General features: G+C 71.8%; 25 protein-coding genes. 16 read left to right on the top strand and 9 right to left on the bottom strand.

Translation table 11 applies throughout. The features are described from left to right. The first annotated feature begins 50 nt into the window (after window positions 1-50). Together AC07FA_RS03405 and AC07FA_RS03400 are read left to right on the top strand one after the other, a co-directional pair. Window positions 51-653 carry a hypothetical protein gene (locus AC07FA_RS03405; protein ID WP_479072975.1) on the top strand — a complete coding sequence of 201 codons (603 nt, stop codon included), beginning with the start codon at window positions 51-53 and terminating at the stop codon, window positions 651-653. A gap of 44 nt (window positions 654-697) precedes the next feature. Continuing rightward, window positions 698-1996 (top strand): MFS transporter, encoded by a 1299-nt coding sequence (locus AC07FA_RS03400; RefSeq protein WP_479072974.1) that lies wholly within the window; start codon window positions 698-700, stop codon window positions 1994-1996. Window positions 1997-2100: 104 nt separating this feature from the next. Here the strand turns inward: AC07FA_RS03400 and AC07FA_RS03395 are convergent, their stop codons facing one another. After that, entirely contained in the window at window positions 2101-2328 is a 228-nt protein-coding gene (locus AC07FA_RS03395; RefSeq protein WP_479072973.1) for a hypothetical protein, read from the bottom strand. A gap of 58 nt (window positions 2329-2386) precedes the next feature. Here AC07FA_RS03395 and map point away from each other — a divergent pair, with 58 nt between their 5' ends. Together map and AC07FA_RS03385 are read left to right on the top strand one after the other, a co-directional pair. Beyond that, window positions 2387-3244 (top strand): type I methionyl aminopeptidase, encoded by an 858-nt coding sequence (map, locus tag AC07FA_RS03390; protein ID WP_479072972.1) that lies wholly within the window; start codon window positions 2387-2389, stop codon window positions 3242-3244. A 130-nt stretch (window positions 3245-3374) separates the two neighbouring features. After that, window positions 3375-4040 carry a biliverdin-producing heme oxygenase gene (locus tag AC07FA_RS03385; RefSeq protein WP_479072971.1) on the top strand — a complete coding sequence of 222 codons (666 nt, stop codon included), beginning with the start codon at window positions 3375-3377 and terminating at the stop codon, window positions 4038-4040. Window positions 4041-4061: 21 nt separating this feature from the next. Here AC07FA_RS03385 and AC07FA_RS03380 read toward each other — a convergent pair whose 3' ends face one another. Then, window positions 4062-4784, bottom strand: coding sequence for a PhzF family phenazine biosynthesis protein (locus tag AC07FA_RS03380; protein ID WP_479072970.1), 723 nt, complete (start codon window positions 4782-4784; stop codon window positions 4062-4064). Window positions 4785-5066: 282 nt separating this feature from the next. Here AC07FA_RS03380 and efeO point away from each other — a divergent pair, with 282 nt between their 5' ends. Genes efeO through AC07FA_RS03360 form a run of 4 tightly spaced genes read left to right on the top strand, consistent with a single transcriptional unit; the run spans window position 5067 to window position 9363 of the window. Beyond that, window positions 5067-6203, top strand: coding sequence for an iron uptake system protein EfeO (gene efeO, locus AC07FA_RS03375; RefSeq protein ID WP_479072969.1), 1137 nt, complete (start codon window positions 5067-5069; stop codon window positions 6201-6203). A 23-nt stretch (window positions 6204-6226) separates the two neighbouring features. Next, complete coding sequence (efeB, locus tag AC07FA_RS03370) at window positions 6227-7495, top strand: iron uptake transporter deferrochelatase/peroxidase subunit (RefSeq protein ID WP_479072968.1); 1269 nt, start codon at window positions 6227-6229, stop codon at window positions 7493-7495. Between the two features lie 28 nt (window positions 7496-7523). Further along, window positions 7524-8492: an iron uptake transporter permease EfeU gene (efeU, locus tag AC07FA_RS03365; RefSeq protein WP_479072967.1), complete on the top strand. Its 969-nt coding sequence runs from the start codon at window positions 7524-7526 to the stop codon at window positions 8490-8492. Beyond that, window positions 8425-9363: an SCO2278 family lipoprotein gene (locus AC07FA_RS03360; protein ID WP_479072966.1), complete on the top strand. Its 939-nt coding sequence runs from the start codon at window positions 8425-8427 to the stop codon at window positions 9361-9363. The genes efeU and AC07FA_RS03360 overlap by 68 nt, the downstream gene beginning before the upstream one ends. Window positions 9364-9374: 11 nt before the next feature. On the opposite strand, the gene AC07FA_RS03355 is transcribed toward AC07FA_RS03360, so the two are convergent. Together AC07FA_RS03355 and AC07FA_RS03350 are read right to left on the bottom strand one after the other, a co-directional pair. Next, window positions 9375-10121, bottom strand: coding sequence for a bifunctional DNA primase/polymerase (locus tag AC07FA_RS03355; RefSeq protein WP_479072965.1), 747 nt, complete (start codon window positions 10119-10121; stop codon window positions 9375-9377). Window positions 10122-10261: 140 nt separating this feature from the next. Next, window positions 10262-10876 (bottom strand): TetR/AcrR family transcriptional regulator, encoded by a 615-nt coding sequence (locus tag AC07FA_RS03350; protein ID WP_479072964.1) that lies wholly within the window; start codon window positions 10874-10876, stop codon window positions 10262-10264. Between the two features lie 113 nt (window positions 10877-10989). On the opposite strand from AC07FA_RS03350, the gene ddaH reads away from it, so the two are divergent. Continuing rightward, window positions 10990-11874, top strand: a complete 885-nt coding sequence (ddaH, locus tag AC07FA_RS03345) for a dimethylargininase (RefSeq protein WP_479072963.1) — start codon at window positions 10990-10992, stop codon at window positions 11872-11874. Here ddaH and AC07FA_RS03340 read toward each other — a convergent pair. Next, window positions 11863-12861, bottom strand: coding sequence for a small ribosomal subunit Rsm22 family protein (locus AC07FA_RS03340; RefSeq protein WP_479072962.1), 999 nt, complete (start codon window positions 12859-12861; stop codon window positions 11863-11865). The two genes, ddaH and AC07FA_RS03340, sit on opposite strands and share 12 nt — an antisense overlap. Window positions 12862-13014: 153 nt before the next feature. Between AC07FA_RS03340 and AC07FA_RS03335 the strand changes: the two genes are divergently transcribed. Then, complete coding sequence (locus AC07FA_RS03335) at window positions 13015-14325, top strand: hypothetical protein (RefSeq protein ID WP_479072961.1); 1311 nt, start codon at window positions 13015-13017, stop codon at window positions 14323-14325. Window positions 14326-14367: 42 nt separating this feature from the next. On the opposite strand, the gene AC07FA_RS03330 is transcribed toward AC07FA_RS03335, so the two are convergent. Then, window positions 14368-15684 (bottom strand): multidrug effflux MFS transporter, encoded by a 1317-nt coding sequence (locus AC07FA_RS03330; RefSeq protein WP_479073433.1) that lies wholly within the window; start codon window positions 15682-15684, stop codon window positions 14368-14370. A gap of 82 nt (window positions 15685-15766) precedes the next feature. Between AC07FA_RS03330 and AC07FA_RS03325 the strand changes: the two genes are divergently transcribed. Then, window positions 15767-16771 (top strand): Gfo/Idh/MocA family protein, encoded by a 1005-nt coding sequence (locus tag AC07FA_RS03325; RefSeq protein ID WP_479072960.1) that lies wholly within the window; start codon window positions 15767-15769, stop codon window positions 16769-16771. Window positions 16772-16780: 9 nt separating this feature from the next. Here the strand turns inward: AC07FA_RS03325 and AC07FA_RS03320 are convergent, their stop codons facing one another. After that, window positions 16781-18448 (bottom strand): alkaline phosphatase D family protein, encoded by a 1668-nt coding sequence (locus AC07FA_RS03320; protein WP_479072959.1) that lies wholly within the window; start codon window positions 18446-18448, stop codon window positions 16781-16783. Between the two features lie 142 nt (window positions 18449-18590). Here AC07FA_RS03320 and AC07FA_RS03315 point away from each other — a divergent pair, with 142 nt between their 5' ends. Continuing rightward, on the top strand, window positions 18591-19346 hold the full coding sequence (locus AC07FA_RS03315) for an SDR family oxidoreductase (protein ID WP_479072958.1): 756 nt from the start codon (window positions 18591-18593) through the stop codon (window positions 19344-19346). An 89-nt stretch (window positions 19347-19435) separates the two neighbouring features. Beyond that, on the top strand, window positions 19436-20305 hold the full coding sequence (locus tag AC07FA_RS03310) for a PhzF family phenazine biosynthesis protein (RefSeq protein WP_479072957.1): 870 nt from the start codon (window positions 19436-19438) through the stop codon (window positions 20303-20305). A 24-nt stretch (window positions 20306-20329) separates the two neighbouring features. Here AC07FA_RS03310 and AC07FA_RS03305 read toward each other — a convergent pair whose 3' ends face one another. After that, entirely contained in the window at window positions 20330-20941 is a 612-nt protein-coding gene (locus AC07FA_RS03305) for a TetR/AcrR family transcriptional regulator (protein ID WP_479072956.1), read from the bottom strand. A gap of 112 nt (window positions 20942-21053) precedes the next feature. On the opposite strand from AC07FA_RS03305, the gene AC07FA_RS03300 reads away from it, so the two are divergent. The 3 genes from AC07FA_RS03300 (at window position 21054) to AC07FA_RS03290 (ending at window position 24122) form a co-directional block, all read left to right on the top strand. After that, window positions 21054-22502, top strand: a complete 1449-nt coding sequence (locus AC07FA_RS03300; RefSeq protein WP_479072955.1) for an MFS transporter — start codon at window positions 21054-21056, stop codon at window positions 22500-22502. A gap of 73 nt (window positions 22503-22575) precedes the next feature. Further along, the gene (locus AC07FA_RS03295; protein WP_479072954.1) at window positions 22576-23157 is read left to right on the top strand and encodes a GNAT family N-acetyltransferase; all 582 of its coding nucleotides are present in this window, start codon (window positions 22576-22578) and stop codon (window positions 23155-23157) included. A gap of 62 nt (window positions 23158-23219) precedes the next feature. Beyond that, window positions 23220-24122 (top strand): glycosyltransferase family 2 protein, encoded by a 903-nt coding sequence (locus tag AC07FA_RS03290; RefSeq protein ID WP_479072953.1) that lies wholly within the window; start codon window positions 23220-23222, stop codon window positions 24120-24122. Window positions 24123-24207: 85 nt separating this feature from the next. On the opposite strand, the gene AC07FA_RS03285 is transcribed toward AC07FA_RS03290, so the two are convergent. Then, a complete protein-coding gene (locus tag AC07FA_RS03285; protein ID WP_479072952.1) occupies window positions 24208-24648 on the bottom strand; it encodes a hypothetical protein in 441 nt (146 codons plus the stop codon).

Raw genomic sequence — 24648 nt, 5'->3', positions numbered from 1 at the left:
CGGCGTCAACACCGGACGGAAAGGCGGGGTTTGGGGCATCATGCCGGACCATGGACGCCGTACGTGTCGCGCTGCTGCGTGAAGTGCTCGCCGGGACCGAGTGGCCCGCGGCGACCCGGCGTTTCGCCAGGACGCTCCGCTCGTCCGTGGTCCCGCACGGCGGCGGGCTGCTCCTGGTGGGGACCGAGGTGTACGAGCCGTGGCATCTGGCCGCGCATCTGGTCGACGAGTCCACCTGGTCCGGGCTGCCGGAACTGCGGCCGACCCTGGTGCGGCATCGGGTGGAGGCGGGCGACCCCGTGCATCTGGCGGTCGGTCTGGGCCGGATCGAGGCGGCGCGGCGGGGCGAGACACTGCTCGTGGTGGCCCCGGAGCGGCCGGACGGCGGACTGCTGGAGCGGGTGCACGACGCGCGGCGGGCCGGCGCGACCGTGCTGGCGCTGGACGGCGGCGATCCGGAGGTACGGGGGCTGGCCCATGAGGCGCTCTCGGTCACCGGCGAGGACGACGTGGACCTCGACACCGTGCAGCACCTGGTGAGCGCGGCGGCCGGGGAGAACAGCAGGCCCGCGCCGCGCGGTCGCCGTACGTTCCGCGACCGGCTCTCCCGGCTGGCGGACCAGCTGACCGCGCCGCCGCCCGCCCGCTGGTAAATCAGGTTGCGCGGGGCGCACGGGCCGCCGGACCATGACCCCTCGTGACGTCCCCGATTCCCTGGCGGGCCAGGCTTGCCGCGCTTCTTCCCGATCTTTCGCCCTGGCGTTCCTCGGCCGATTTCAGGCTGTTGTGGAGCCAGGGGCTGATCACGTACTTCGGCAGCTTCATGGCCCTGATCGCGCTGCCGTTGCAGATCAAGCACCTCACCGGTTCGCCGCTGGCCGTCGGCGCGATGGGCGCCGTGGAGCTGGTGCCGCTGATCGTGTTCGGGCTGTACGGCGGGGCGCTGGCCGACGCGGTGGACCGCCGCAAGGTCATCCTGGGCACGGAGGCGGGGCTCGGGCTGCTCGCCGTGATCCTGCTGGTGAACGCGCTGATGCCCGATCCGGCGCTCTGGCCGCTGTACGTGGTGGCCGCCGGGGTGTCCGCGCTGGCGGGGCTCCAGCGGCCCGCGCTGGACTCGCTGATCGCCCGGATCGTGCCGCACGGCCAGCAGACGGCCGCGGCGGCCCTGAACTCCTTGCGCTGGCAGATCGGCGCGATCGCCGGGCCGGCGCTGGCGGGCCTGGTGGTGGCCTGTGCGGGGCACGCCACCGCGTACGCCGTCACGGTGGTCACCTTCGCCGTCTCCGTCCTGCTCTGTCTGCGGCTCGCCCCCGCGCCCCCGGCCCACGACGCGCAGAAGCCGTCGCTGCGGGGGATCGCGGAGGGCGCGCGGTACGCGTGGAGCAGGCCGGTGCTGCTGGGGACGTACGCGATCGACCTGGCGGCGATGTTCTTCGCCTTCCCGAACACGATCTTCCCGTTCCTGGCGGACGAGCTGGACGCGGAGTGGTCGCTCGGCCTGATGTACGCGGCGGGGTCGGTCGGGTCCCTGGTGCTGGGGCTGACCAGCGGCTGGACCTCACGGGTGCGGCGGCACGGTCTCTTCGTGGTGTTCGGCGCGGCCGTCTGGGGTCTGGCGATCGCGGCGGCGGGCTGGTTCGCCGAGGTGTGGCTGGTGCTGGCGTGCCTGGCGGTGGCGGGCGCGGGCGACATGCTGAGCGGTCTGGGCCGCTCGACGATCTGGAACCAGACCATTCCGGAGGAGCTGCGGGGCCGGCTCGCGGGCATCGAGGTGCTGTCGTACAGCGTCGGCCCGCAGCTGGGCCAGGTCAGGGCCGGTGCGATGGCGGGCTGGACGGGGACGCGGCCGGCGATCTGGACCGGCGGGGTGGCGTGCGTGGCGTCGGTCGCTCTGCTGGCCGCGGCGCTGCCGAAGCTGCTGTCGTACGACTCCGAGACGGACGAGGACGCGGCCCTGCGCCGGGCGCAGCACGCGAACCCCTCCGGGGTGTGAGCAGGAGGGGTACGGGAGCCGGGCACCGGAGGGGCCGCTCCGCAGGCGTGACTCTCAGCGGCCGCGGGCGCGCAGGCCGCCGCGGGACTCGGCCGCCACAGGGGTCAGTCCGGGGTTTCGGGGGTCGACTTGTCGTGCCACTTCGGGTCGGTCTCCCACTCCAGATTCCGCTCCTGGGCGGTGTCCATGGCGTGCTGGGCCTCCTCCGGCGTCGTGTAGGGGCCGAAGCGGTCCTTCGCCGGGCACTCGGGGCCTTCCTCGACCTTCTTGTGCTCCAGGCAGTAGTACCACTCACCCGGCTTGCCGACGGTGCGCTTCTTGAACAGGGCCATCGTCCCTTCCTTTCCTTACGATCATGCTGCCCCGAGCCCGCTGGTTAAACTCGCTGGCATGTCTGGCCAGTCGCTGCTCGTACCAGGGGAGATCACTCCCATTCGTTCCGTCCCCGGAAACATCCGGCGCCCCGAGTATGTGGGCAAACCGGCTCCGGCGCCCTACACCGGCCCGGAGATCCAGGACGCCGAGACCATCGAACGGATGCGGATCGCGGGCCGCATCGCCGCGCAGGCGATGGAGGAGGCCGCGAAGCACATCGCTCCGGGTGTCACCACCGACGAGCTCGACCGGGTCGCCCACGCGTTCATGGTCGATCACGGCGCGTACCCGTCGACGCTCGGATACCGCGGTTTCCCGAAGTCGCTCTGCTCCTCGCTCAACGAGGTCATCTGTCACGGCATCCCGGACTCCACCGTGCTGCGGGACGGCGACATCGTGAACCTCGACGTCACCGCGTACATCAACGGGGTGCACGGCGACAACAACGCCACGTATCTCTGCGGCGACGTCGACGACGAGTCGCGGCTGCTCGTCGAGCGGACCCGGGAGGCCCTGAACCGGGCCATCAAGGCGGTCCGCCCGGGGCGCCAGATCAATGTGATCGGCCGGGTCATCGAGTCGTACGCGAAGCGCTTCGGTTACGGGGTGGTGCGCGACTTCACCGGACACGGGATCAATTCCTCGTTCCACTCCGGTCTCATCGTTCCCCATTACGACAGCCCGCATGCCACCACGGTGATGCAGCCCGGAATGACGTTCACGATCGAGCCGATGCTGACGCTCGGTACCCATGAGCACGACATGTGGGACGACGGCTGGACCGTGGTGACGAAGGACCGCAAGCGCAGCGCGCAGTTCGAGCACACGCTGGTGGTGACGGAGACGGGAGCGGAGATTCTCACCCTTCCGTAACCCTCCGCCCGGGAGCGTCCGGGGGTACGGTTTTACCGACAGGCAGTCGGGAACCAGTTGACTTAGGTAAGCCTAAGTACGAGATCGGTGCAACTGGACTTCCCGCCCCCTCGGTCTTCGGAGGCCCGCCTTGGACGCACCCGGCACCGCCACCCCCTTCTCCACGCTCATCCGCACGGCGTCGCACGAGCAGCACACCGAGGCGGAGACCTCGACGTTCATGGGCGATCTGCTCGGTGGACGCCTGGGGGTGGACGCGTACACGCGCTACACCGAGCAGCTGTGGTTCGTGTACCGGGCGCTGGAGGACGGCGCGGAGGCCCTGCGCGAGGACCCGGTCGCCGGGCCGTTCATACAGTCCGAGCTGATGCGCGCCACGGAGCTGGAGCGCGATCTGGCGCATCTGCGCGGTCCCGGCTGGCGCGAGGGCCTGGTACCGCTGCCCGCCACCGCCGCGTACGCGGAGCGGGTCACCGCGTGCGCCCGCACCTGGCCCGCCGGATACATAGCGCACCACTACACGCGCTACCTCGGGGACCTCTCCGGCGGCCAGATCATCAGGGACAAGGCGGAGAGGACCTGGGGCTTCGCGCGCAAGGGTGACGGGGTGCGGTTCTACGTCTTCGAGGAGATCGCCAACCCCGCCGCGTTCAAGCGGGGTTACCGGGAGCTGCTGGACGCGGTGAACGTGGACGATCTGGAGAAGCAGCGCATCATCGACGAGTGCAAGCGCGCCTTCGCGCTCAACACCGCCGTCTTCCGGGAGCTGGGCGAGGTCTTCCCGCTCAGCGCGTAACGCACACGGCCGGACGGGTATTCAGCCGGCCGGACTCGTACGCGTCAGAAGGACGCGGCCCCCCACCTCCACCGTGCCGTCCGGCGCGGGCGCCGTGAGGATCTGGGAGCCGCGCCCCTGCCTGATGTTCAGGGCACGGCCGAGCGCGGCGCTGAGCAGCAGCGCCGCCGCGCCGGTCGCCTCGTCCTCCACGATCCCCCCGGTGCCGGCCCCTCCGCCGGAGCGGCCGGCGCCGCGCTCGTCTCCGCGCCGCGGGAAGCCGCGCGCCCTGACGCGCCCCGCCGCCTCGTCCTCCCAGGCCCATACGTAGAGCCAGCCCTCGCCCGGCGGCGGCCCGGTCAGCGCCTCGACCTCGGCGGCCGACGCGTACCGCTCCAGCGTCCTGGGCGGCGCCCACTCGGGACGGGCCGTGATCCAGGTGAACTCGCCGTCCTGGCGGGCGAACACGTCCCCCACCGGCAGTTCCAGGACCTCCAGGTCGAGCAGCCAGGCCACGCCGACGAGCGGATGCCCGGCGAACGGCAGCCGCAGGCCCGGGGTGTAGATGTCGACGCTCCCCCGCTCCGGGTCGTCGACGAACACGGTCTCGCTGAAGCCGAGTGTGCGCGCGAGCTCCTGCCGTGACGCCTCGCCGGGGTACGCGGCCCCCTCGCGCACGACCCCCAGCGCGTTGCCGTGCCGGCCGTCCGGGCCGCAGAACACACGCAGTACGTCGATGCCGTCGGGTACGTCGAAGTCGTTCACGTGGGCATTCAAGCACCGCGCGACTCACCCGGCGCCACAGGCCCGCACCCGCGGACCGGGGCGCCTCCCGTCGTACCGGCAGGGGGTTCTTGACCGTCGCTTGACCGTCCCCTGGGTCGCTGGTGGGTCGACTGTGACCAGGCCGTTCTCCGGCGGGGGAGGTGAGAGGTGAATCACCGCACGAGGGGGTGCCGGTCAGGTAAGGCTCGGTTAAGTTAGGTCGGCCTCACCCGGCTTTGCCCGACTGTTCCCCGTTCCTCTCACCTCTTCTGTGGAGCCCGCATGCGAGCCGTTCGTCTCTCCGTCGTCACCGCTGCCGCGACCGTGGCCGCACTGACCGCCGTCACCGGCTGCGCCGAGAAGAGCGACGGCAAGGGCGACGGCGCTGTGCGGGTCGTCGCCAAGGACGACTCCTGCGAGGTCTCGCAGACGAAGATCCCCGCCGGCCATGTCGAACTGGCCGTCGAGAACAAGGGAACGAAGGTCACCGAGGTCTACGTCCTCTTCCCGGACGACCGCATCGTCACCGAGCGCGAGAACATCGGCCCCGGCACCAAGGCGAAGATCACCGCCGAGGTGAAGGCGGGTTCGTACGAGATCGCCTGCAAGCCCGGCATGAAGGGGCACGGCATCCGGCAGAAGATCGAGGTCACCGGTGGCTCGGCGGCCAAGCGCAGCCCCGAGATGGACAAGGCCGTCGCCGAGTACCGCACCTACGTGCAGGCGCAGGCCGACGAGACGCTGCCCAAGGTGAAGGTCTTCACCGACGCCGTCGCCGCCGGTGACATCGAGGCCGCGAAGAAGGCGTACGCCGACTCCCGTATCGGCTGGGAGCGCACCGAGCCGGTCGCCGAGTCCTTCGGCGACATCGACCCGAAGGTCGACGTCCGCGCGGACGGCCTGGAAGAGGGCCAGAAGTGGACCGGCTGGCACCGCCTGGAGAAGGCGCTGTGGGAGGACAAGAAGCTGGGCGCCGAGGAGAAGGCACTCGCGCCCGTCCTCTACAAGGACCTCGTCGACTGGCAGAACCGGGTCGGCAAGGCCGAGATCACCCCGACCTCGATGGCCAACGGCGCCAAGGAACTCCTCGACGAGGTCGCCACCGGCAAGGTCACCGGTGAGGAGGAGCGCTACAGCCACACCGACCTCGTCGACTTCAAGGCCAACGTCGAGGGCGCGGAGAAGTCGTACGCGCTGCTCAAGCCGATCGCCTCGAAGAACGACGCCGCGCTGACCGCCTCCCTGGACAAGCAGTTCGCCGCCCTGGACACGCTGCTGGACAAGTACCGCCAGGACAAGAACTCCTACGAGTTCACCTCGTACGACAAGGTCGGCAAGGCGGACCGCAAGGAGCTGTCGGACGCGGTCAACGCGCTCGCCGAGCCGCTGTCCAGGCTCGCCGCCGCGGTGACGAAGTAATCCAGGGCGAGGAGGTTCCGGTCATGACCGAGGACGCGCGGAGCGGTACCGCGGAAGAGGGCGGTTCAGGACCGTCACGCCGTGCCCTGCTCGGCTGGGGCGGCTCCGGGCTGGCGCTCGGTGCCGTGGCGGCGGGCGGCGCGGTCGCCGCGGTGCGGTCCGACGGGGGCACGGTGCCCGCCGGGCAGAGCGGGGCCGCGGTGCCCTTCCACGGTACCCACCAGGCCGGGATCGCCACCGCCGTACAGGACCGGCTGCACTTCGCCGCCTTCGACGTGACGACCGAGGACCGGGCCGAACTCGCCGCCCTGCTCCAGGAATGGACGCGGGCCGCGGAGCGGATGACGGCCGGGCGCCCGGTGGGCGACGGGGCGTACGGGGGCCTCCCCGAGGCGCCGCCCGACGACACGGGCGAGGCACTGGGCCTCAAGCCGTGCCGTCTGACCCTCACCATCGGCTTCGGCCCCTCCCTGTTCGCGAAGGGCCGGTTCGGTCTGGAGGACCGGCGTCCCGAAGCGCTCGTCGAGCTGCCGAAGTTCCCCTTCGACAACCTCGACGCCGCCCGCAGCGGCGGCGACCTGTGCGTCCAGGCGTGCGCGGACGACCCGCAGGTCGCGGTGCACGCCATCCGTAACCTCGCCAGGATCGGCATGGGACGTACGGCGATCCGCTGGTCCCAGCTGGGCTTCGGCAAGACCTCGTCGACGACGCCCGACGCGCAGACCCCGCGCAACATGATGGGCTTCAAGGACGGCACCCGGAACATCTCCGGTACCGACGCGGCAGCCCTCAAGAAGCACGTGTGGGTCGGCGAGAAGGACGGCTCCGGCTGGATGACCGGAGGGTCCTACCTCGTCGCACGGCGCATCCGGATGCACATCGAGACCTGGGACCGGGCCCCGCTCCAGGAGCAGGAGGACATCTTCGGCCGGGACAAGGGCGAGGGCGCCCCGGTGGGCAAGTCGAAGGAGCGCGACGAGCCGTTCCTGAAGGCGATGCTGCCGAGCGCGCACGTCCGTCTGGCGCACCCGGACAGCAACGACGGGGCGACGATCCTGCGCCGCGGCTACTCCTTCACCGACGGTACGGACGGTCTCGGCCGGCTCGACGCGGGCCTGTTCTTCCTCGCGTACCAGCGTGACGTCCGCAAGGGCTTCATCCCGGTGCAGCGCAGTCTGGCGGCGCACGACGCGCTCAACGAGTACATCCAGCACGTGGGTTCGGCCGTCTTCGCCGTCCCGCCGGGCGTCCGCGACGGGGACGACTGGTGGGGCCGGGCGCTGTTCTCATGACCTGCATCTGCACCGCGGAAGGACCGGCATGTTCGGCAACTATCTGATCGGCCTGCGCGAGGGCCTGGAGGCCAGTCTCGTCGTCTGCATCCTCGTCGCCTACCTGGTCAGGACGGAGCGCCGTGACGCGCTGCGCCCGGTGTGGGCGGGGATCGGGATCGCCTGTGCGATCTCGCTGGCCTTCGGTGCCGCGCTGGAGTTCGGCTCGCAGGAGATGACGTTCAAGGCCCAGGAGGCGCTGGGCGGTTCGCTGTCGATCGTCGCGGTCGGCCTGGTGACGTGGATGGTCTTCTGGATGCGGCGCACCGCGCGGCACCTCAAGGCGGAGCTGCACGGCAAGCTCGACGCGGCCCTCGCGATGGGCACCGGCGCGCTCGTGGCCACCGCCTTCCTGGCGGTGGGCCGTGAGGGCCTGGAGACCGCCCTGTTCGTGTGGGCGTCGGTGCGGGCGAGCGGGGAGGGTTCCTCGTCGCCGCTGATCGGTGTGCTGCTGGGTATCGCCACCGCCATCGTGCTGGGCTGGCTGTTCTACCGCGGGGCGCTGCGGATCAACCTCGCGAAGTTCTTCACCTGGACGGGCGGGATGCTGGTCGTCGTGGCGGCCGGCGTGCTGGCGTACGGCGTGCACGACCTCCAGGAGGCGGAGTTCCTGGGCGGTCTGCGGAACAAGGCGTTCGACATCAGCGCCACGATCCCGCCGGACAGCTGGTACGGCACCCTGCTGAAGGGCGTGTTCAACTTCCAGCCCGACCCGACCGTTCTTCAGGTCACGGTGTGGGCGCTGTATCTGATCCCCACGCTCGCGCTGTTCCTCGCCCCGGTAGGGTTCGGACGGTCAGTGCGGGGGACGGATCAGAAGGCGCAGAAGGCAACGGATGAGAAGGCTGGGGCGACTGGCGGCGGGGCTCGCGACGGCGACAGTGCTGAGCGTGACGGCGAGCGGCTGCGTGACGGTGCACGGCGAGCTGGAAGTCGTGCCGGGAGCGACGAAGTCTGAGGCCGCGCAGGCCCTGGAGGACTTCACGACCGCCTACAACAAGGCGGACAAGGCGTTCGATCCGACGCTCGACGCGGACCGGGTGACCGGTTCGCTCGGTGCGATCAACCAGGCGGGCCTCAAGGCGCGGCAGAAGAACAGCCCCGAAGGCAACAGGGCCCACCAGCCGCTGGAGCTGACGGACGCCTCGTTCACCATCCCGAAGAAGACCGGCTGGCCGCGCTGGTTCGTCGCGGACACCGATTCCAACCGTGACCAGGACGCCGGGAAGCTGGACACCCGCTGGCTGCTGGTCTTCGTGCGGACCGGTCCCGACGCGCTGTGGAAGGCCGCCTATCTGTCGGTCGTCACTCCCGCCCAGCTCCCCGGCTTCCGGGTGGACGACGACGGCTGGGCGGAGCCCGTGGCCCCCGGGTCCGGTGAACTGACCGTGGCACCTGAGGACTTGGGCACCACGTACACCGGGTATCTCAAGGACGGCGAGCCGGATGTGTTCGCTCCGGGGCCGTCCACGTCGGCCTGGCGGGACACGCGCAGGAACACCCGCGTCGCCGGTTTCTCGTACCAGTACGTCGACCAGCCCCTGGACACGGGGACGTTCGCGCCGCTCGGTCTCACGACGGAGGACGGCGGGGCCCTGGTCTTCTTCAGCAGCAAGCACTTCGAGCGGCAGACGGCGGCGAAGGGTCTGAAGCCGACGCTCAACTCGGACGTGGAAGCGCTGCTGTCGGGCGAGGTGAAGAGCACGCTCACCAAGGAGCGCGTCTCCAGCCAGCTCGTGTACGTCCCCGAGCGGGGCGCCGGGGACTCCGGCGGCAAGGTGCGCGTGCTGAACCGCCTGCCCGGCCTGACGGCCGCGCAGGGTTCGTAGTCCCCGTCGGCTCAGCGGCTGAGCGGCCAGGCCACCGAATCGTGGTCGAGGTCGCTCTGCTCCGCGGAGTCCGCGTACTGCGCGCACGCGTCGGTGAGCGTCTCCAGCAGGGTCAGCGGGTCGGGCAGCGGGTGCTCGGGACCGCGGAGCCAGTGCACGTCCAGCTCACCGGGGAGCCGTGCGGGCGGCAGGAGGACGTAGCTGCCGCGGCAGTGCCAGCGCAGCCCCGGGTGCTCGTCCATGGTCTCGGGGTGGCAGTCCAGCTCGCAGGGCCACCACTCGTCCTCGTCCTCGGGGGTGCCGCGGGTGGCGGTGAAGAAGAGCATCCGGTCCTGACCGGACCTGGCCACGGGGCCGACGTCGATCCCCGCCGCGAGGAGCCGCTCCAGGGCTCCCGCGCCCGCCGTCAGCGGGACGTCCAGGACGTCGTGGATCATGCCGGTCGCGGTGATGAAGTTGGCCAGCGGCTGGCCTTCGGCCCAGCGCTCGATCTGGGCGCGGTCGGTCGTCGACTGCGTCTGCCAGGCGAACGAGATGGGGTGGCGCGCGGGAGTGGGGCAGCCGATGCGTTCGCACGAACATCGGTAGCCGTTCGGATGCGCGGCGGGCGAGATCGGCATGCCCGCGTCGGCGACGGCCAGCAGCAGCTCCAGGCGGGCCGAGTCATCCGCTTCGGCCCGCTGCGGTTTGGGTCGTCGCCGCAGCCACTGGGAAATCCTGTTCTCTGTGCCGCGAAAACGGCCGGAATCGGCGCCCATCTATCCCCTCACCTCAGCGTTGCTTCTCCATCGTCCCACCATCCTGCGCCTCGGGTGGCCAGAGTTCTCAAGCGGGTACGGGGGCGGGCGCGCCAAGGTGAGTACCATCACGCCCGATGTCATGACATACCGGGTATGACTCAGTGCTCCGCCGAGAGGCCCCGGAGGGCGTAGTCGACCACCGAGTCGGCGTACGCGTGCGTCAGCGGGAGGGTGCGCAGCAGCCAGCGGTGGGTCAGGGGGGCGATCAGCAGCTCCAGGGCGATCCGGGGGTCGATGTCGGCGCGCAGCTGTCCGGCCTCCTGGGCGGCGCGCAGCCGTGTGACATAGAACTGGAGCTGGGGGTCGAGCAGTTTCTCGGTGAATTCGGCTCCCAGCTTCGGATCGACGATCCCTTCGGCGGTGAGTGCGCGGGTCGGCGCCTCGATCGCCGGGTCGTTCAGTTCGTCGACGGTGGCCCGCAGGACGAGCTTGAGGTCGGCCGCGAGATCGCCGGTGTCCGGAAGCCCGTGCACCTCCCCGGCGACCTCGGCCGCCCGCTCCCCGAGGTCGGTGAACGCCTCCAGCAGGACGGCCGCCTTCGAGGGCCACCAGCGGTAGATCGTCTGCTTGCCGACCCCGGCCCGGGCGGCGATTCCCTCGATGGTCGTCCTCCCGTAGCCCACCTCCACGACCAGGGCGAGGGCGGCGTCGTAGATGGCGCGGCGGGAGCGGTCGCTGCGGCGGCTGGAGTCGGGGATCTTGGTGGGTGCCATGTCCGTCAATCTAGCGCGGAGCCAGCCGATACGTCTCGTCTCGGTTCGCCGGGCCCTGGTCACGCGCGAACCACCCGATCGGTCCACTGCGGATCGGGCCCGCGCGGCGCACCATGAGCTCACGCACCGACCGTGCGTCCCACCGTTCCGCAGCCGAGGCTGCCGTTCGAGAGGAGCCCGCATTGACTCGTGACGCCACCCCTCGTCGCTATCTGATGTGCGCCCCCGACCACTTCAGGGTCACGTACTCCATCAACCCGTGGATGGACCCATCGAAACCGGTCGACCTGCCGCTGGCCCGGACCCAGTGGGAGGACCTGCGCGACCGGTACCGCACGCTCGGGCACACCGTCGACCTGCTCACGCCCCGGCCCGAGCTGCCGGACATGGTCTTCGCCGCCAACGGGGCCACCGTGATCGACGGACGCGTGCTGGGCGCCCTGTTCGCCTACCAGGAGCGGTACGCGGAGGCGGAGGCCCACCGGGACTGGTTCCGGGAAGCCGGCTTCACGGAGATCCGGGAGCCGGAGCACGTCAACGAGGGCGAGGGGGACTTCGCGGTCACCTCCTCGTACCTCCTGGCGGGCCGCGGATTCCGCTCCAGTCCGCTCTCGCACGACGAGGCCCAGGAGTTCTTCGGGCGGCCGGTCATCGGTCTCGATCTGGTGGACCCGCGCTACTACCACCTGGACACGGCCCTGTGCGTGCTCGACGAGGCGGGCGACGAGATCATGTACTACCCGGGCGCCTTCTCGCCGGGCAGCCGGTCCGTGCTGGCCCGGCTCTTCCCGGACGCGCTGATCGCCCAGGAGCCGGACGCCGCGGCGCTGGGGCTCAACGCGGTCAGCGACGGGCTCCACGTCCTGCTGCCGCAGGCCGCCACGGGGCTCTTCGACCCGCTGCGCGACCGCGGCTTCGATCCGGTGCCGATGGATCTGGGCGAACTCCTGAAGGGCGGTGGCAGCGTGAAGTGCTGCACCCAGGAGCTACGCCTGTGAGCTGCCGGGCGGCCAGGCGTCACCCCACGCGGTGTCCCTGGCCGCCCGGTACAGCTCGCCGTGCCGCTTGGTGACCGTGGAGCGCTGGAGGGCCTCGTCGCGGGTGCAGAGTTCGAGGAGCACCTGCCCCTTGCGGATCTGCGGCCTGCGGATGACCCGGGCCGCGGCCGGCGTCACGGGGAAACGGGTCGCCACGACGTAACTGAACTTCTCGTCCTCGTGGCTCAGCGAGCCGCCCTTCACCTGCCGGTGCAGCGAGGAACGGCTGACCCGGGCGGAGAAGTGGCACCAGTCGGTGCCCGGCTCGATGGGGCACGCGTCGTCGTGCGGGCAGGGCGCCGCGACGGTCAGACCGGCGGCGATCAGCCGGGTGCGGGCCTCGATGACGCGCTCGTATCCGTCGGGCGTGCCCGGCTCGACGATCACCACGGCCTGCGCGGCGCCCGCGGCGGCGTCGACCAGCCCCGCCCTGGCCGCCGGGGTGAGCTCCTTGAGCACGTACGAGACGGTCACCAGGTCCGCCGGCGCGAGCTCCAGCGCCGCCCCGATCCTGGCCTGCTGCCAGCGGGCGCCGCGCAGCCCGGGGAGGTCCGACGAGGCGGCCAGTTCGCGGCCCAGGACGAGCGCGGGCTCGGCCCAGTCCAGGACCGTGGTCGCCGGCCCCTGCCAGGCTCCGGCGACCGCCCAGCTCGCCGCGCCCGTGCCACCCCCCACGTCGGTGTGTGTGGCGGGCACCCAGTGCGGGGCGGCCTCGCGCAGGGCGGCGAGCGCGGACCGTACCGCTTCGAAGGTCGCGGGCATCCGGTACGCGGCGTACGCGACGACGTCGGACCGGTCGCGCAGGACCGGGGCGTCCGTGGGAGTGGTCCCGCGGTAGCTGGCGATCAGCCGCTCGACGGCCTGGGTGGCCTGCTTGGGCGGCAGCCCGTCGAGCAGCGCGGCCAGGGCCGTGCGCAGGGATTCCGCGGTGGGGGTGGAGGCGTTCACCGCCGAATTGTAGGCGCAGGCAACCGGCCGGCCGCCGTCCGTCCACCGGTACGGAACCGGGACGGAACGGCGACGGAACCGAACTGCTTTTCCCCTGCGGCCTGTTGCTACGCTGACCGGCGCGAGGTACGGGGAATGCTCATCGGGGGGACCATGAGACAGAGGATCGTGCGCCTGGCTCTGGCCGGGGGAGTGCTGGTCCTGGCCCTGCTGCTCCTGCTGGCGACCTGCGGGGGCGACGGCGGCGACAGGAGCGACACGAAACCGAAGAAGCCGGAGAAGACGAGCGCGGGTCCTTCGACGCGGCTCACCGTCCCGCCCGAGTACACGACGTCGCACGGCTGGGAGATCGTCGGGGCGGCCCCCGAGTACGCGGTCGCCCGCCCGACCGGCCGGCTGGCCTTCCTGGTGACGGCCTCCGGGAACCGCTACCGGCTGCGGACCATCGACGCGGCATCCGGAAAGCTGGCGTGGAGCGGCACGGCCTGGCGCCCGCCGGACCCCCTGCACTTCCCGAAGCTGCTCTCCGTGGCCACGGAGGACCGGCAGTTCTTCGTGACCTGGGCGTACGGGAAGGTCGGCGACGGCCTCTCCGCCACGGACACCTTCGTCTCCCTCGATGTGTACGACGCGGCCGACGGCACCCGGCGCCGCGTCGAGGTGCCGTGGAGCGGCGCGCCCAAGGTCACGGCCACCGGGCCCGACATCCTGATCAGTGACGGGCGCGCGAACAGCGCGGTGGTCGATCCGGCCACGGGTGAGGTGTCGCGGATCGCCGCGACCGCGCTGAAGTACCCGAAGGACTGCCCGGCCTGCAAGCAGCTCACGGAGGTGCGCGGCCAGACGGAGCAGGGGCTGCTGGTGAGCGGGAGACGGGAGTTCTGGGTGCGGGGCGGCTGGTTCAGCCGGAACGTGGCGCCCAAGGGCGCCGACCGGCGGAGCGGGGTGCCGACGTCCGTGGCGCCGGGGTGGATTCTGGCGAAGTGGCAGCTGGCCAAGGGCGCGAAGCGTGCCGCCAGCCATGAGCTGTGGGCGGTGCACGACGCGGCGACCGGGAAGCCGGTGGTCTCGGTGGAGTGCCACAAGCCGGCGATCGAGCCGGGGCGGTATCCCCAGGCCGTCGTGTCGCCGTCGGACGGCTATCTGGTCGCCGGGAACCTCGCCTTCGGCCTGGGCACGGCGAAGGGGTTCTGCCTGGAGGACGAGGACGGCTCGACGTCGGTGACGCTGGCCTCGGTGACGGACCGGGGCGTGGCCTACGGCGCGATGAACGTGCGCGACGCGTCGGACGCCCTGGAGGGGGGCGGTGCGCCGGTCGAGATGGCGCTCACGACCGGGGCGACCTCGCCGCTGTCACCGAATGTGCGACTGCCGGGGATGGAGACGGCGGGCGTCGGGCTGTTCCGCTGGACCGACCGCAGGGACCGGCTGCATCTGATCGGCTACCCCCGGACCGGCGGCTGACGAGGGTGCGGGGCCGGCGCGAGCGCCCGCCCCGCACTCAGATCAGAGCTCGCCCGCCGTACGGGCCTGCCGCTGCCACGGGCGGCACAGCAACAGGAAGCACGCCACCGCTCCCAGCGCGCACACCACCTGCACCACGGCCATGGGAACGGCCGTCCGCTCCCCCGCGATCCCGACGAGCGGCGAGGCGACCGCCCCGATCAGGAACGACGACGTGCCGAGCAGCGCCGAGGCCGAACCGGCCGCGTGCTTCGTACGCATCAGGGCCTGGGCGTTGGTGTTGGGCATCGCGAGGCCCATCGCCGACATCAGCACGAAGAGTCCGGCCGCCACCGGCACCAGACCGACCTCGCCCAAGGCGCCGGAGGTCATCAGCAGCAGTGCGACGGCGGCCAGCGAGATGACGCCGAGGCCGAAGCCGAGCGCCTTGTCCAGGCTGACCCGGCCCACCAGCACCTTGCCGTTGATCTGGCCGACGGCGATCAGGCCGATGGAGTTGATGCCGAAGAGCAGGCTGAACGTCTGCGGCGAGGCGCCGTAGATCTCCTGCACGACGAACGGCGAGGCGCTCACATAGGCGAAGAGCACGGCGAAGGCGAGACTGCCCGCGATCATGTAGCCGGTGAACACCCGGTCGGCGAGCAGGCCGCGCATGGTGCGCAGCGCCTCGCCGACGCCGCCGGTGTGGCGTTGCTCCGGCGGCAGTGTCTCGTGCAGCCACTTCCACACGACCAGGGTGAGCACGATGCCGACGCCGGTGAGCACGACGAAGATGCCGCGCCAGTCGGTGAACCGGAGCACCTGGCCGCCGATCACCGGGGCGATGACCGGGGCGACTCCGGAGATCAGCATCAGGGTGGAGAAGAACTTGGCCATCTCCACGCCGTCGTAGAGATCACGCACCACGGCCCGGGAGATCACGATGCCGGCGGCACCCGCCAGCCCCTGGAGGAGGCGGAAGCCGATGAGGAGTTCGGCGGTGGGCGCGAAGGCGCAGATCGCGGTGGCGACGACGTAGACGATCATGCCGAGGAGCAGCGGTGTGCGCCGGCCCCACCGGTCGCTCATCGGCCCGACGACGAGCTGTCCGAGCGCCATGCCGGCCAGGCAGGCGGTCAGCGTGAGCTGGATGGTGGAGGCGGGGGCGTGCAGGACGTCGGTGACCTCCGGCAGGGCCGGGAGGTACATGTCCATGGAGAGGGGCGGCAGCGCGGTCAGTCCGCCGAGGACCAGGGTGACCAGCAGTCCGGTCCGCCGGGCGGCGGGGGTGGACGTGATCGGGGCGGTGCCGGGTCCGGCGCCGGCCCCTGTCGTTGGTATGTGCTCTTTCTGGGCCCGGCTTCCGCCGCTGTCCGGCATTCTCATCTCCGCATCGTTGAATCCGCATCTATGCTCTCAGCTCAACCACGGTGGTCGGAACCGTTTATTTGTGGGGGCGGACATGAGCAGAACTGTGCGATGGGGCGTGCTGGCGACGGGCGGTATAGCCGCGCGGTTCACCGAGGATCTCCTCGGCCTGCCCGATGCCGAGGTGGTGGCGGTCGCTTCCCGTACGGACGCCTCCGCGAAGGCGTTCGCCGAACGGTTCGGGATCGGGCGGGCGTACGGGAGCTGGGCGGAGCTCGTCGCCGACGACGAGGTCGACGTGGTGTACGTGGCCACGCCGCACTCCGCGCACCGGGAGGCTGCCGGGCTCGCCCTCGAAGCCGGGAAGCACGTGCTGTGCGAGAAGGCGTTCACGCTCAACACCCCGCAGGCCGAGGAGCTCGTGGCCCTGGCCCGGGAGCGCGGGCTGTTCCTCATGGAAGCGATGTGGACGTACTGCAACCCCGTCATCCGGCGGATGACGGAGCTGGTGCGCGAGGGCGCCATCGGAGAGATCCGCACCGTCCAGGCCGACTTCGGGTTCGCGGGCGCGTTCGGCGCCGGGCACCGGCTGCTCGATCCGGCCCTGGGCGGCGGGGCGCTGCTGGACCTCGGCGTCTACCCGGTCTCGTTCGCCCAGCTGCTGCTGGGTGAGCCGGACCGGGTGCAGGCCGACGCGCTGCTCTCCCCCGAGGGCGTCGACGTGAACACCGGGATGCTGCTGGGCTGGTCGGGTTCGGGTGCCACCGCGCTGCTCGCCTGCTCGCTCGTCGGCGACCTCCCGACGACCGCGTCGGTCACCGGGACGGCCGGGCGGATCGACTTCCCGCACGGCTTCTTCCACCCGGAGCGGTTCGTGCTGCACCGGCCGGGCCGGGAGCCCGAGGAGTTCGTCTCGGGACCGGGCCCGCAGGGGCTCGCGGGACTCCAGTACGAGGCCGCGGAGGTGATGCGCGCGGTGCGCGCGGGCGAGACGGAGTCCCCGCTCGTGCCGCTGGACGGCTCGCTCGCGGTGATGCGGACGCTCGACGCGGTACGCGACCGCATCGGCGTCCGCTACCCGGCCGACGTGCGGGGCTGACGTTCTGCCCTAGGCCGGTGTGAGTCCCGGGTTGCCCGCCTCGGTCACGAAGGAGGCCGCCGTCGTCACCGGCGCACCGGGCGTCGTGACGGCGGACACCGTACGGAAGTCGGCGCGGGCCTCCTTCGTGCCGAGGGTGACGAGGGCGTACCCGCGGCGGCCGTTGTAGAACTTCATGTGCGGGTTGGCCTGCGTCAGGCTGGCCCAGTTCGCCGGCCGCTCGGCGCCGTCCTTGCCGCTGCTGATGGACGTGGCGACGATCTCCGTACCGATGGTGCGGGAGGAGGGGTCGTCGAAGTCCTTCTTGAGGTCGAGGCCGTAGCCGACGTGCACATCGCCGGTCAGCACCATCAGGTTGTCGACCCCGGCGGCCTCCGCGCCGTTCAGGAGCCGCTGCCGGGAGGCCGGGTAGCCGTCCCACGAGTCCATGGACAGCTTGTACGCGTCGGTCGGCACGTCACGCCGCTGGGCGAAGACGACCTGTTGCGGCACGACGTTCCACCGGGCCCGTGAGGCGTGCCAGCCGTCGATCAGCCAGCGCTCCTGCTCGGCGCCCGTCATGGTGCGCGCGGGGTCCTCGGATTCCGGTCCCGGCACCTTCCAGCCGTCGCCGAACGCCTGGTTGCTGCGGTACTGGCGGGTGTCGAGGATGTCGAACTGGGCGAGCCGGCCGAAGGTCAGCCGGCGGTAGAGCCGCATGTCGGGGCCGGCCGGCCGCTGCGGGGTGCGCAGCGGTTGGTTCTCCCAGTACGCGCGGTAGGCGGCGGCCCTGCGCAGCAGGAACTCCTCCGGCGGTACGTCGTTCTCGGGGGTGCCGCCCGCGTAGTTGTTCTCCGTCTCGTGGTCGTCCCAGGTGACGACGAAGGGGTGGGCGGCGTGGGCGGCCCGCAGGTCCGGGTCGGACTTGTAGAGGGCGTACCGCAGCCGGTAGTCCTCCAGGGTGACCGTCTCGCGGTTGAAGTGGGCCGGGAGCCTGCGGTCGGTGTAGGCGCGGGCGCCGCCGGTCGCGTTCACGGCGTACTCGTAGAGGTAGTCGCCGAGGTGGAAGACCACGTCGACGTCCTCCTCGGCCAGATGCTTGTACGGGGTGAAGTAGCCGTCGTGGTACGCCTGGCAGGAGACGGCGGCGATGCTCAGCGAGCTGTTGGCCGCGCCCGGGGCGGGGGCCGTACGGGTCCGGCCGGCCGGGCTGATCCAGGTGCCTGCGCGGAAGCGGTAGTAGAAGACGCGGTCGGAGCCGAGCCCGTCGACGTCGACGTGGACGCTGTGGGCGTACTCCGGGTGGGCGGTGGCCCATCCGCGCCGCACGATGCGGCTGAAGCGCTCGTCACGGGCGATCTCCCAGCGGACCCGGACGCGGGCGGCGGGCATGCCGCTGCCGGTCTCGTAGGGGCGCGGGGCGAGTCTCGTCCAGAGCAGGACGGAGCCGGGCAGGGGGTCGCCCGAGCCGACGCCGAGTGTGAAGGGGTCCTCGGTGATCTGCCGGGGATCGAGCTCGGCGGCGCCCGCGGCGCCCGCGGTGGGCAGGTTGACGGCGAAGGCGAGTGCGGCCGCGGCGCCGGTGACGGTGAGGAAGCGGCGGCGGCCGAGGCCGGCCCCGAGACGCTGGGCAGCGGCGCGGAGTTCGTTCGAGTGGCCCTGGTGTGCGGGCGTTCCGGCGATCTGTGCGGGTGTCATATGCCCCTCCCCTGACGGATGCTGTCAGGAGAATTGCAGTGCGGGGCGACGACCCCACGTTGTCACGTGCACAACATCCGGATGGCGGCTCGATGAGCACCGTGTGCCGCCGGTCGCCCCACCTCCCGTACGCTGCCGAGCCATGAACGCTGAGCAGAGAATCGCTGTCGTGACGGGGGCCGGGTCGGGCATCGGGAAGGCCGTGGCGCTGACCCTGGCCGGTGCCGGCTGGTCGGTCGCCCTCGCCGGGCGGCGGCTGGAGACGCTGGAGGCCACCGCGCGGGAGGCGGGGACCGAGGACGCTCTGTGCGTACGTACCGATGTGACCGGTCCGGACGAGGTGGACGCGCTCTTCGCCGCCGTGCGTGAGCGGTTCGGCCGACTGGACCTGCTCTTCAACAACGCGGGCACGTTCGGCCCGCGCGCGGTGCCGGTCGAGGACATCGCGTACGAGGACTGGCGCGCGGTCGTGGACGTGAACCTGACGGGCGCTTTCCTGTGCGCACAGGCGGCGTACCGGCAGATGAAGGAGCAGGACCCGCAGGGCGGCCGGATCATCAACAACGGTTCGGTCTCCGCGCACGCCCCGCGTCCGCACTCGGTCGCGTACACCGCGACGAAGCACGCCATGACCGGTCTGACGAAGTCGCTGTCCCTGGACGGGCGCCCTCACCGGATCGCCTGCGGGCAGATCGACGTCGGCAACGCGGCCACGGAGATGACCGAGCGGATGCAGACCGGAATCCTCCAGGCCAACGGCGAACTGGCGGCGGAGCCGGTGATGGCGGCGGCGGACGTGGCGCGGACGGTACTGCACATGGCGGAGCTGCCGCTGGAGGCTAACGTGCAGTTCGCGACGGTCCTCGCGACGACGATGCCGTACGTGGGCCGGGGCTAGGGCCGTGCAGACACGCCCGTCCGGCGATTGCGGACAGGCGGTGACCGGCAGCGGGAATGCCCCCGGCATCACCGGGGTTGAGCTGCGACATGAGTCAGCTCACCGGTGCCCCCGGCACCCCCGCGTCCGACATGCTCCGGTACACCGCCTTCTCGGCCGATCCGGAGGGCGGCAACCCCGCGGGGGTCGTCCTGGACGCCTCCGGCCTCGACGACGCGGCGATGCTCGCCGCGGCCGCCGAACTCGGCTACAGCGAGTCGGCCTTCCTCACCGAGTCGACCGGCCGGGCCTACACGATCCGCTACTTCAGCCCGAAGGCCGAAGTGCCGTTCTGCGGTCACGCCACCGTCGCGACGGCGATCGCCCTCGCCGAACGCGACGGCCCCGGTGACCTGGTGTTCTCCACCCGCGCGGGTACGGTCCCGGTCACCGTCACCCGCGAGGGCGACGAGCTGCGCGCCACGCTCACCAGCGTCGAGCCGCAGGTCATGGAGGTCTCACCCGACGATCTCGCGGAGGCCCTGGCCGCGCTGGACTGGCCGGCCGCCGACCTGGACCCGGCCCTCCCGCCCCGTATCTCGTACGCGGGCGCCCGCCATCTGGTGCTGGCCGCCGCGACCCGCGAGCGGCTCGCGGACCTGGCGTACGACTTCGCGCGCCTCGAAGCGTTCATGCACCGCCTCGACCTGACGACGGTCCAGCTCGTGTGGCGCGAGGGTCCGGCGGTCTTCCACGCGCGCGACCCGTTCCCGGTCGGCGGGGTCGTCGAGGACCCGGCGACGGGCGCCGCCGCGGCGGCCTTCGGCGCGTACGCACGCGAGCTGTCGCTCGTCCCGGAGGCGGCGGTCCTCACCCTGTACCAGGGCCAGGACATGGGCCGCCCCGGCACCCTGACCGTGGAACTGCGCCCGGACGACACGCGTGTCCGGGTGAGCGGTACGGGCACCCGGATCGGCTGACCCCGCGCGGCACCGCCCGCTCCCTCAGCTCACGTACACACCCGCCCTCGCCGCCACCGCGGCGGCTTCGGCCGCCCGGTCGGCGGCGGCTTCGTCGAGTGCGCCCCCGCCGGTCAGCAGCCGGTAGTAGAGCGGCGCCGAGACCGCCCGGATCACCTCGTACGCGTCCGTACCGGCGGGCAGTTCACCGCGTTCGACGGCCGCTTCCACGCAGCCCGCCCACTCCTTCACGCGCACCTCGTAGAAACGGTGCAGCGCCTCCGCCGTGCGGGCGTCGCAGGTCGCCGCCGCGATCACGGACGTGAAGAGTGCGCCCTGCCGGGGGTCGGTGAGCGTCCGGACGACCAGGCGGGCGTTGGCCGCGAGGTCCTGGTCGAGTGAACCGGAGTCCGTACGCGGCACGGACTGTTCGGCCATGTCCGCCAGCAGGTCGGCGACCAGTCCGGCCGGGGTGGACCAGCGCCGGTAGACGGTCGTCTTGCCGACCTCCGCGCGTCGCGCGACATCGGCGAGGTCGAGCCCGCCGAAGCCGTGTTCGGCCAGGGCGTCGCCCGCCGCCCGCAGGACCGCGTCCCGCACCCGGGCCGTACGCCCGCCGGGCCGGACCATGCCCGGCTCCCCACCCTCAGCATCCATAACGGGTCTCCAGTTCCATTAGCTTGCTTCTTCCTGCTACGGTGACTCATCTTAATGGAACCACAAGACCATTAAGGCATCCCGTCCCGTCCCGTCCCAGGAAAGGGCACCCATGTCCACCTCCAGCACGGCACCCCTCACACCTCTCGCACCCCCCGTCGCCGACCCTCGCATGACGGGACGGCAGAAGCTCGTTCTCACTCTCCTCCTCGGCGCCCAGTTCATGATCGCCGTGGACTTCTCGATCCTGAACGTCGCGCTTCCGGTCGTCGGCGAGGGGCTCGGCTTCTCCCTCTCCCACCTCCAGTGGATCGCCACCTCCTTCGCACTCGCCGCAGCGGGATTCACGCTCCTCTTCGGCCGTGTCGCCGACCTCGTCGGCCGCAAGCGCCTGTTCATCGGCGGCATGGTCGTCCTCGGCCTCTCCTCCGCGCTGGGCGGCCTCGCCACCTCGCCCGAAGTCCTTCTCACCGCCCGGGTGTTGCAGGGCCTCGCCACCGCGGCCGTCACTCCGGCCGGGCTCGCGCTGCTCACCACCGCCTTCAGGGAGGGCCGGCTGCGCGAACGGGCCCTCGGGCTCAACGGCGCCCTGATGTCCGCCGGGTTCACCGCCGGAGCGATCCTCGGCGGACTGCTCACCGATCTGCTCTCCTGGCGCTGGGCCTTCTTCATCAACGTGCCGGTCGCCGCGCTCGTCGTCGTCCTCGCCCCGTCCGTGATCACCGACTCCCGGCCCGCCGTACGCCCGAAGCTCGACGTGCCCGGCGCCGCCACCGTCACCGGAGGCCTGCTGCTCCTCGTGTACGGGCTGACGCAGGCGGGCGAGTCCGGCTGGACCACGCCCACCACCCTCGCCGCCCTGCTCGCGGGCGCCGCGCTCCTCATCGGCTTCTGGTTCATCGAGAAGCGGGCGGCGGCGCCCCTGGTCCCCGTACACATCCTCAAGCGCCGCAGCGTCATCTGGGGCAACGCCACCGGTCTGATCGCCTTCGTCACCGAGACCTCGCTGGTCTTCCTCCTCACCCTCTACCTCCAGGAGGTCCTCGGCTACTCGCCGCTCGCCACCGGCCTCGCCTTCGGCGTCCTGGGCATCGGCACGGTGATCGGCGGCACCCTCGGCGGCCGCGCGGTGGGCCGCTTCGGCAACCGGCGCACCATCGCCTTCGGCGGCATCGTCCAGGCCGCCGCCACCCTCTCCCTGGTGGCGCTCGGCACCTCGGGCGGCTGGATCCAGCTCGTCCTGGCCGCCACCTTCATCGGCGGCATCGGCAACATGCTGATGATCGTCGGCTTCATGGTCACCGCCACATCGGGCCTCCCCGACGAGGAGCAGGGCCTCGCGACCGGGCTGGCGACCATGACCCAGCAGGTCGGCATCACCATGGGCATCCCCGTCATGAGCGCCGTCGCCACCGCCCGTATGGGAGGGGCCACGGGACCGGACGCGGTGCTGTCCGGCGTCTCGCTCGCCGTCCTGGTGAACTCCGCGCTCGTCCTGGCGGGCGCCCTGGCCGCCTGGGCCTTCCTCGGACGGCGCGAGGTGCGGAGCCCGGCCGGGTGAGCCGGCTCCCGATCAGCCGGGGCGCGCCCACGTCGGGGCCGGGGCGCGGGGCGCGTCGCGGCAGGATACGGACATGGTGCAGCCGCTGACCGTTCCGAGCCTGACCGCGGGCCCCGACTTCGTACTGCGGCCGTGGGAGCTGAGCGACCTCCCGCTGGTACGGGAGGCCGCGGCGGACGACTACATCCCGCTGGTGACCACGGTCCCCTCCCCGTACTCGGACAACGCCGCCGAGGCCTTCGTCCGCCGGCAGTGGGACCGGGCGGCCACCGGCGCCGGGTATCCGTTCGTCGTCGCCCGCACCCGCGACCGGCGGCCGGTCGGCGCGATCGGTCTGTGGCTGCGGGACCTGCCCGAGGGCCGTGCGTCGGTCGGCTACTGGCTGGTGGCCGGGGCCCGCGGCCAGGGCGTGGCCGGGGCTGCCCTGCGCACGGTCAGCACCTGGGCGCTGCACGACCTGCGGGTCCCCCGCGTACAGCTCCTCGTCGAACCGTGGAACACCGCGTCGGTGCGGACCGCCGAGCAGGCAGGGTTCCGGCGCGAGGGGCTGATGAGGGGATGGCAGCAGGTGGGCGACCGGCGCCGGGACATGCTGATGTACGCGGCTCTGAACGACGAACACCTTTGCGATGACCGGGCGGCCACGGACAGGTGAACCACGAGACGTTACGATCACGCGCACCGCAGCCGAACCGCCGAACCCAGGAGTGCCGACCCTTGTCCGAACCACGCATCGGCGTATCCATCGTGACCATGGGAGACCGGCCGCAGCAGGTCGAAGCGCTCCTGGCGTCCGTGGCCATGCAGGACGTCCCGCCCACCCGGCTCGTCGTCGTGGGCAACGGCTCGCCCCTGCCGGACTTCAGCCGCTTCCCCGGCCTGTCCGACCTGGCGGGCGGTGTCACCACGATCGAGCTCGACGAGAACCTCGGGTGCCCCGGTGGGCGCAACGTGGCCCTGAGCCGGCTCGCCGAGCTCGGAGACGTGGACGTGGTCATCGAGCTGGACGACGACGGGCTGCTGGTCGACAGCGGGGTGTTCCGCAAGGTGCGGGAGCTGTACGCGGCCGACCCCCGGCTCGGCATCGTCGGATTCCGTATCGCGGACGAGCACGGCGAGACCCAGCGCCGCCACGTACCCCGGCTGCGGGCCACCGACCCGATGCGCGGCGGCCCGGTCACCGCGTTCCTCGGCGGCGGCCACGCCCTCTCCATGAAGATGCTCGCGGAGACCGGCCCGTGGCCCGCCGAGTTCTTCTTCACCCACGAGGAGACGGACCTGTCCTGGCGGGCGCTCGACGCGGGCTGGAAGATCCTCTACGAACCCGACCTGCTCCTCCAGCACCCGAAGACCTCCCCGGCCCGGCACGCGGTCTACTACCGGATGACGGCCCGCAACCGCGTCTGGCTCGCCCGCCGCAATCTGCCCCTGCCGCTGGTCCCCGCCTACCTCGGCACCTGGACCCTCCTCACGGTGGCCCGGACCCGCTCCCCCAAGGGCCTGCGGGCCTGGGCGGGCGGTTTCGCCGAGGGGGTACGGACCCCGTGCGGCCCCCGCAGCCCGATGCGCTGGCGCACGGTGTGGCGCATGACGATGCTGGGCCGCCCGCCGGTGATCTGACCGCACGGCCCCGGCCGGGCCGTCGCTGATCCGACCGGCCCGGCCCGGCCTCGCGCGGCCGTCCCATGGGCTCTCGCGGACGCTCCTACCGGTGCGCCGTGGCCTCCGGGCAGCCGTCCGGCCGGTCACTCGTGCGTACGGCTGTCGCGGGCCCCAGCGGGAGCGGCAGCGTGAACGTCCGGCACGCGGCCGACCCGCCGCCGCCGAAGCGCGCCACCACCCGGATCTCCTCCGGCCCCCGGTGCACGGCCCAGTACTTGGGGGCCACCCCGCCGATCTCGGTGTCCGTCAGCTCACCGTCCCGCGCGGCTGTTCCCAGTGCGGCCGCCGTGCTCTCGATCTGCCCGCGGACGTTGTCCCGTTCGTTGGCCCCGATCCGCTCCCGGTGACCGGGCAGGGCGAACCCGACGACGTAGATCACCAGTCCGGCCGCGGCGAGCACGGCGACGAGCGCGAGCAGGGCGGCGCCCCCGGACAGCCAGGCCGTCCGGGGGCGCCGCCGATCGCTGTTGTCGCAGGAGGTCAC

The sequence above is a fragment of the Streptomyces sp. NPDC045968 genome, assembly GCF_056430475.1.
The sequence above is the reverse complement of the archived record's forward strand: the minus strand, read 5'-3'. Positions and strand labels throughout refer to the sequence as shown.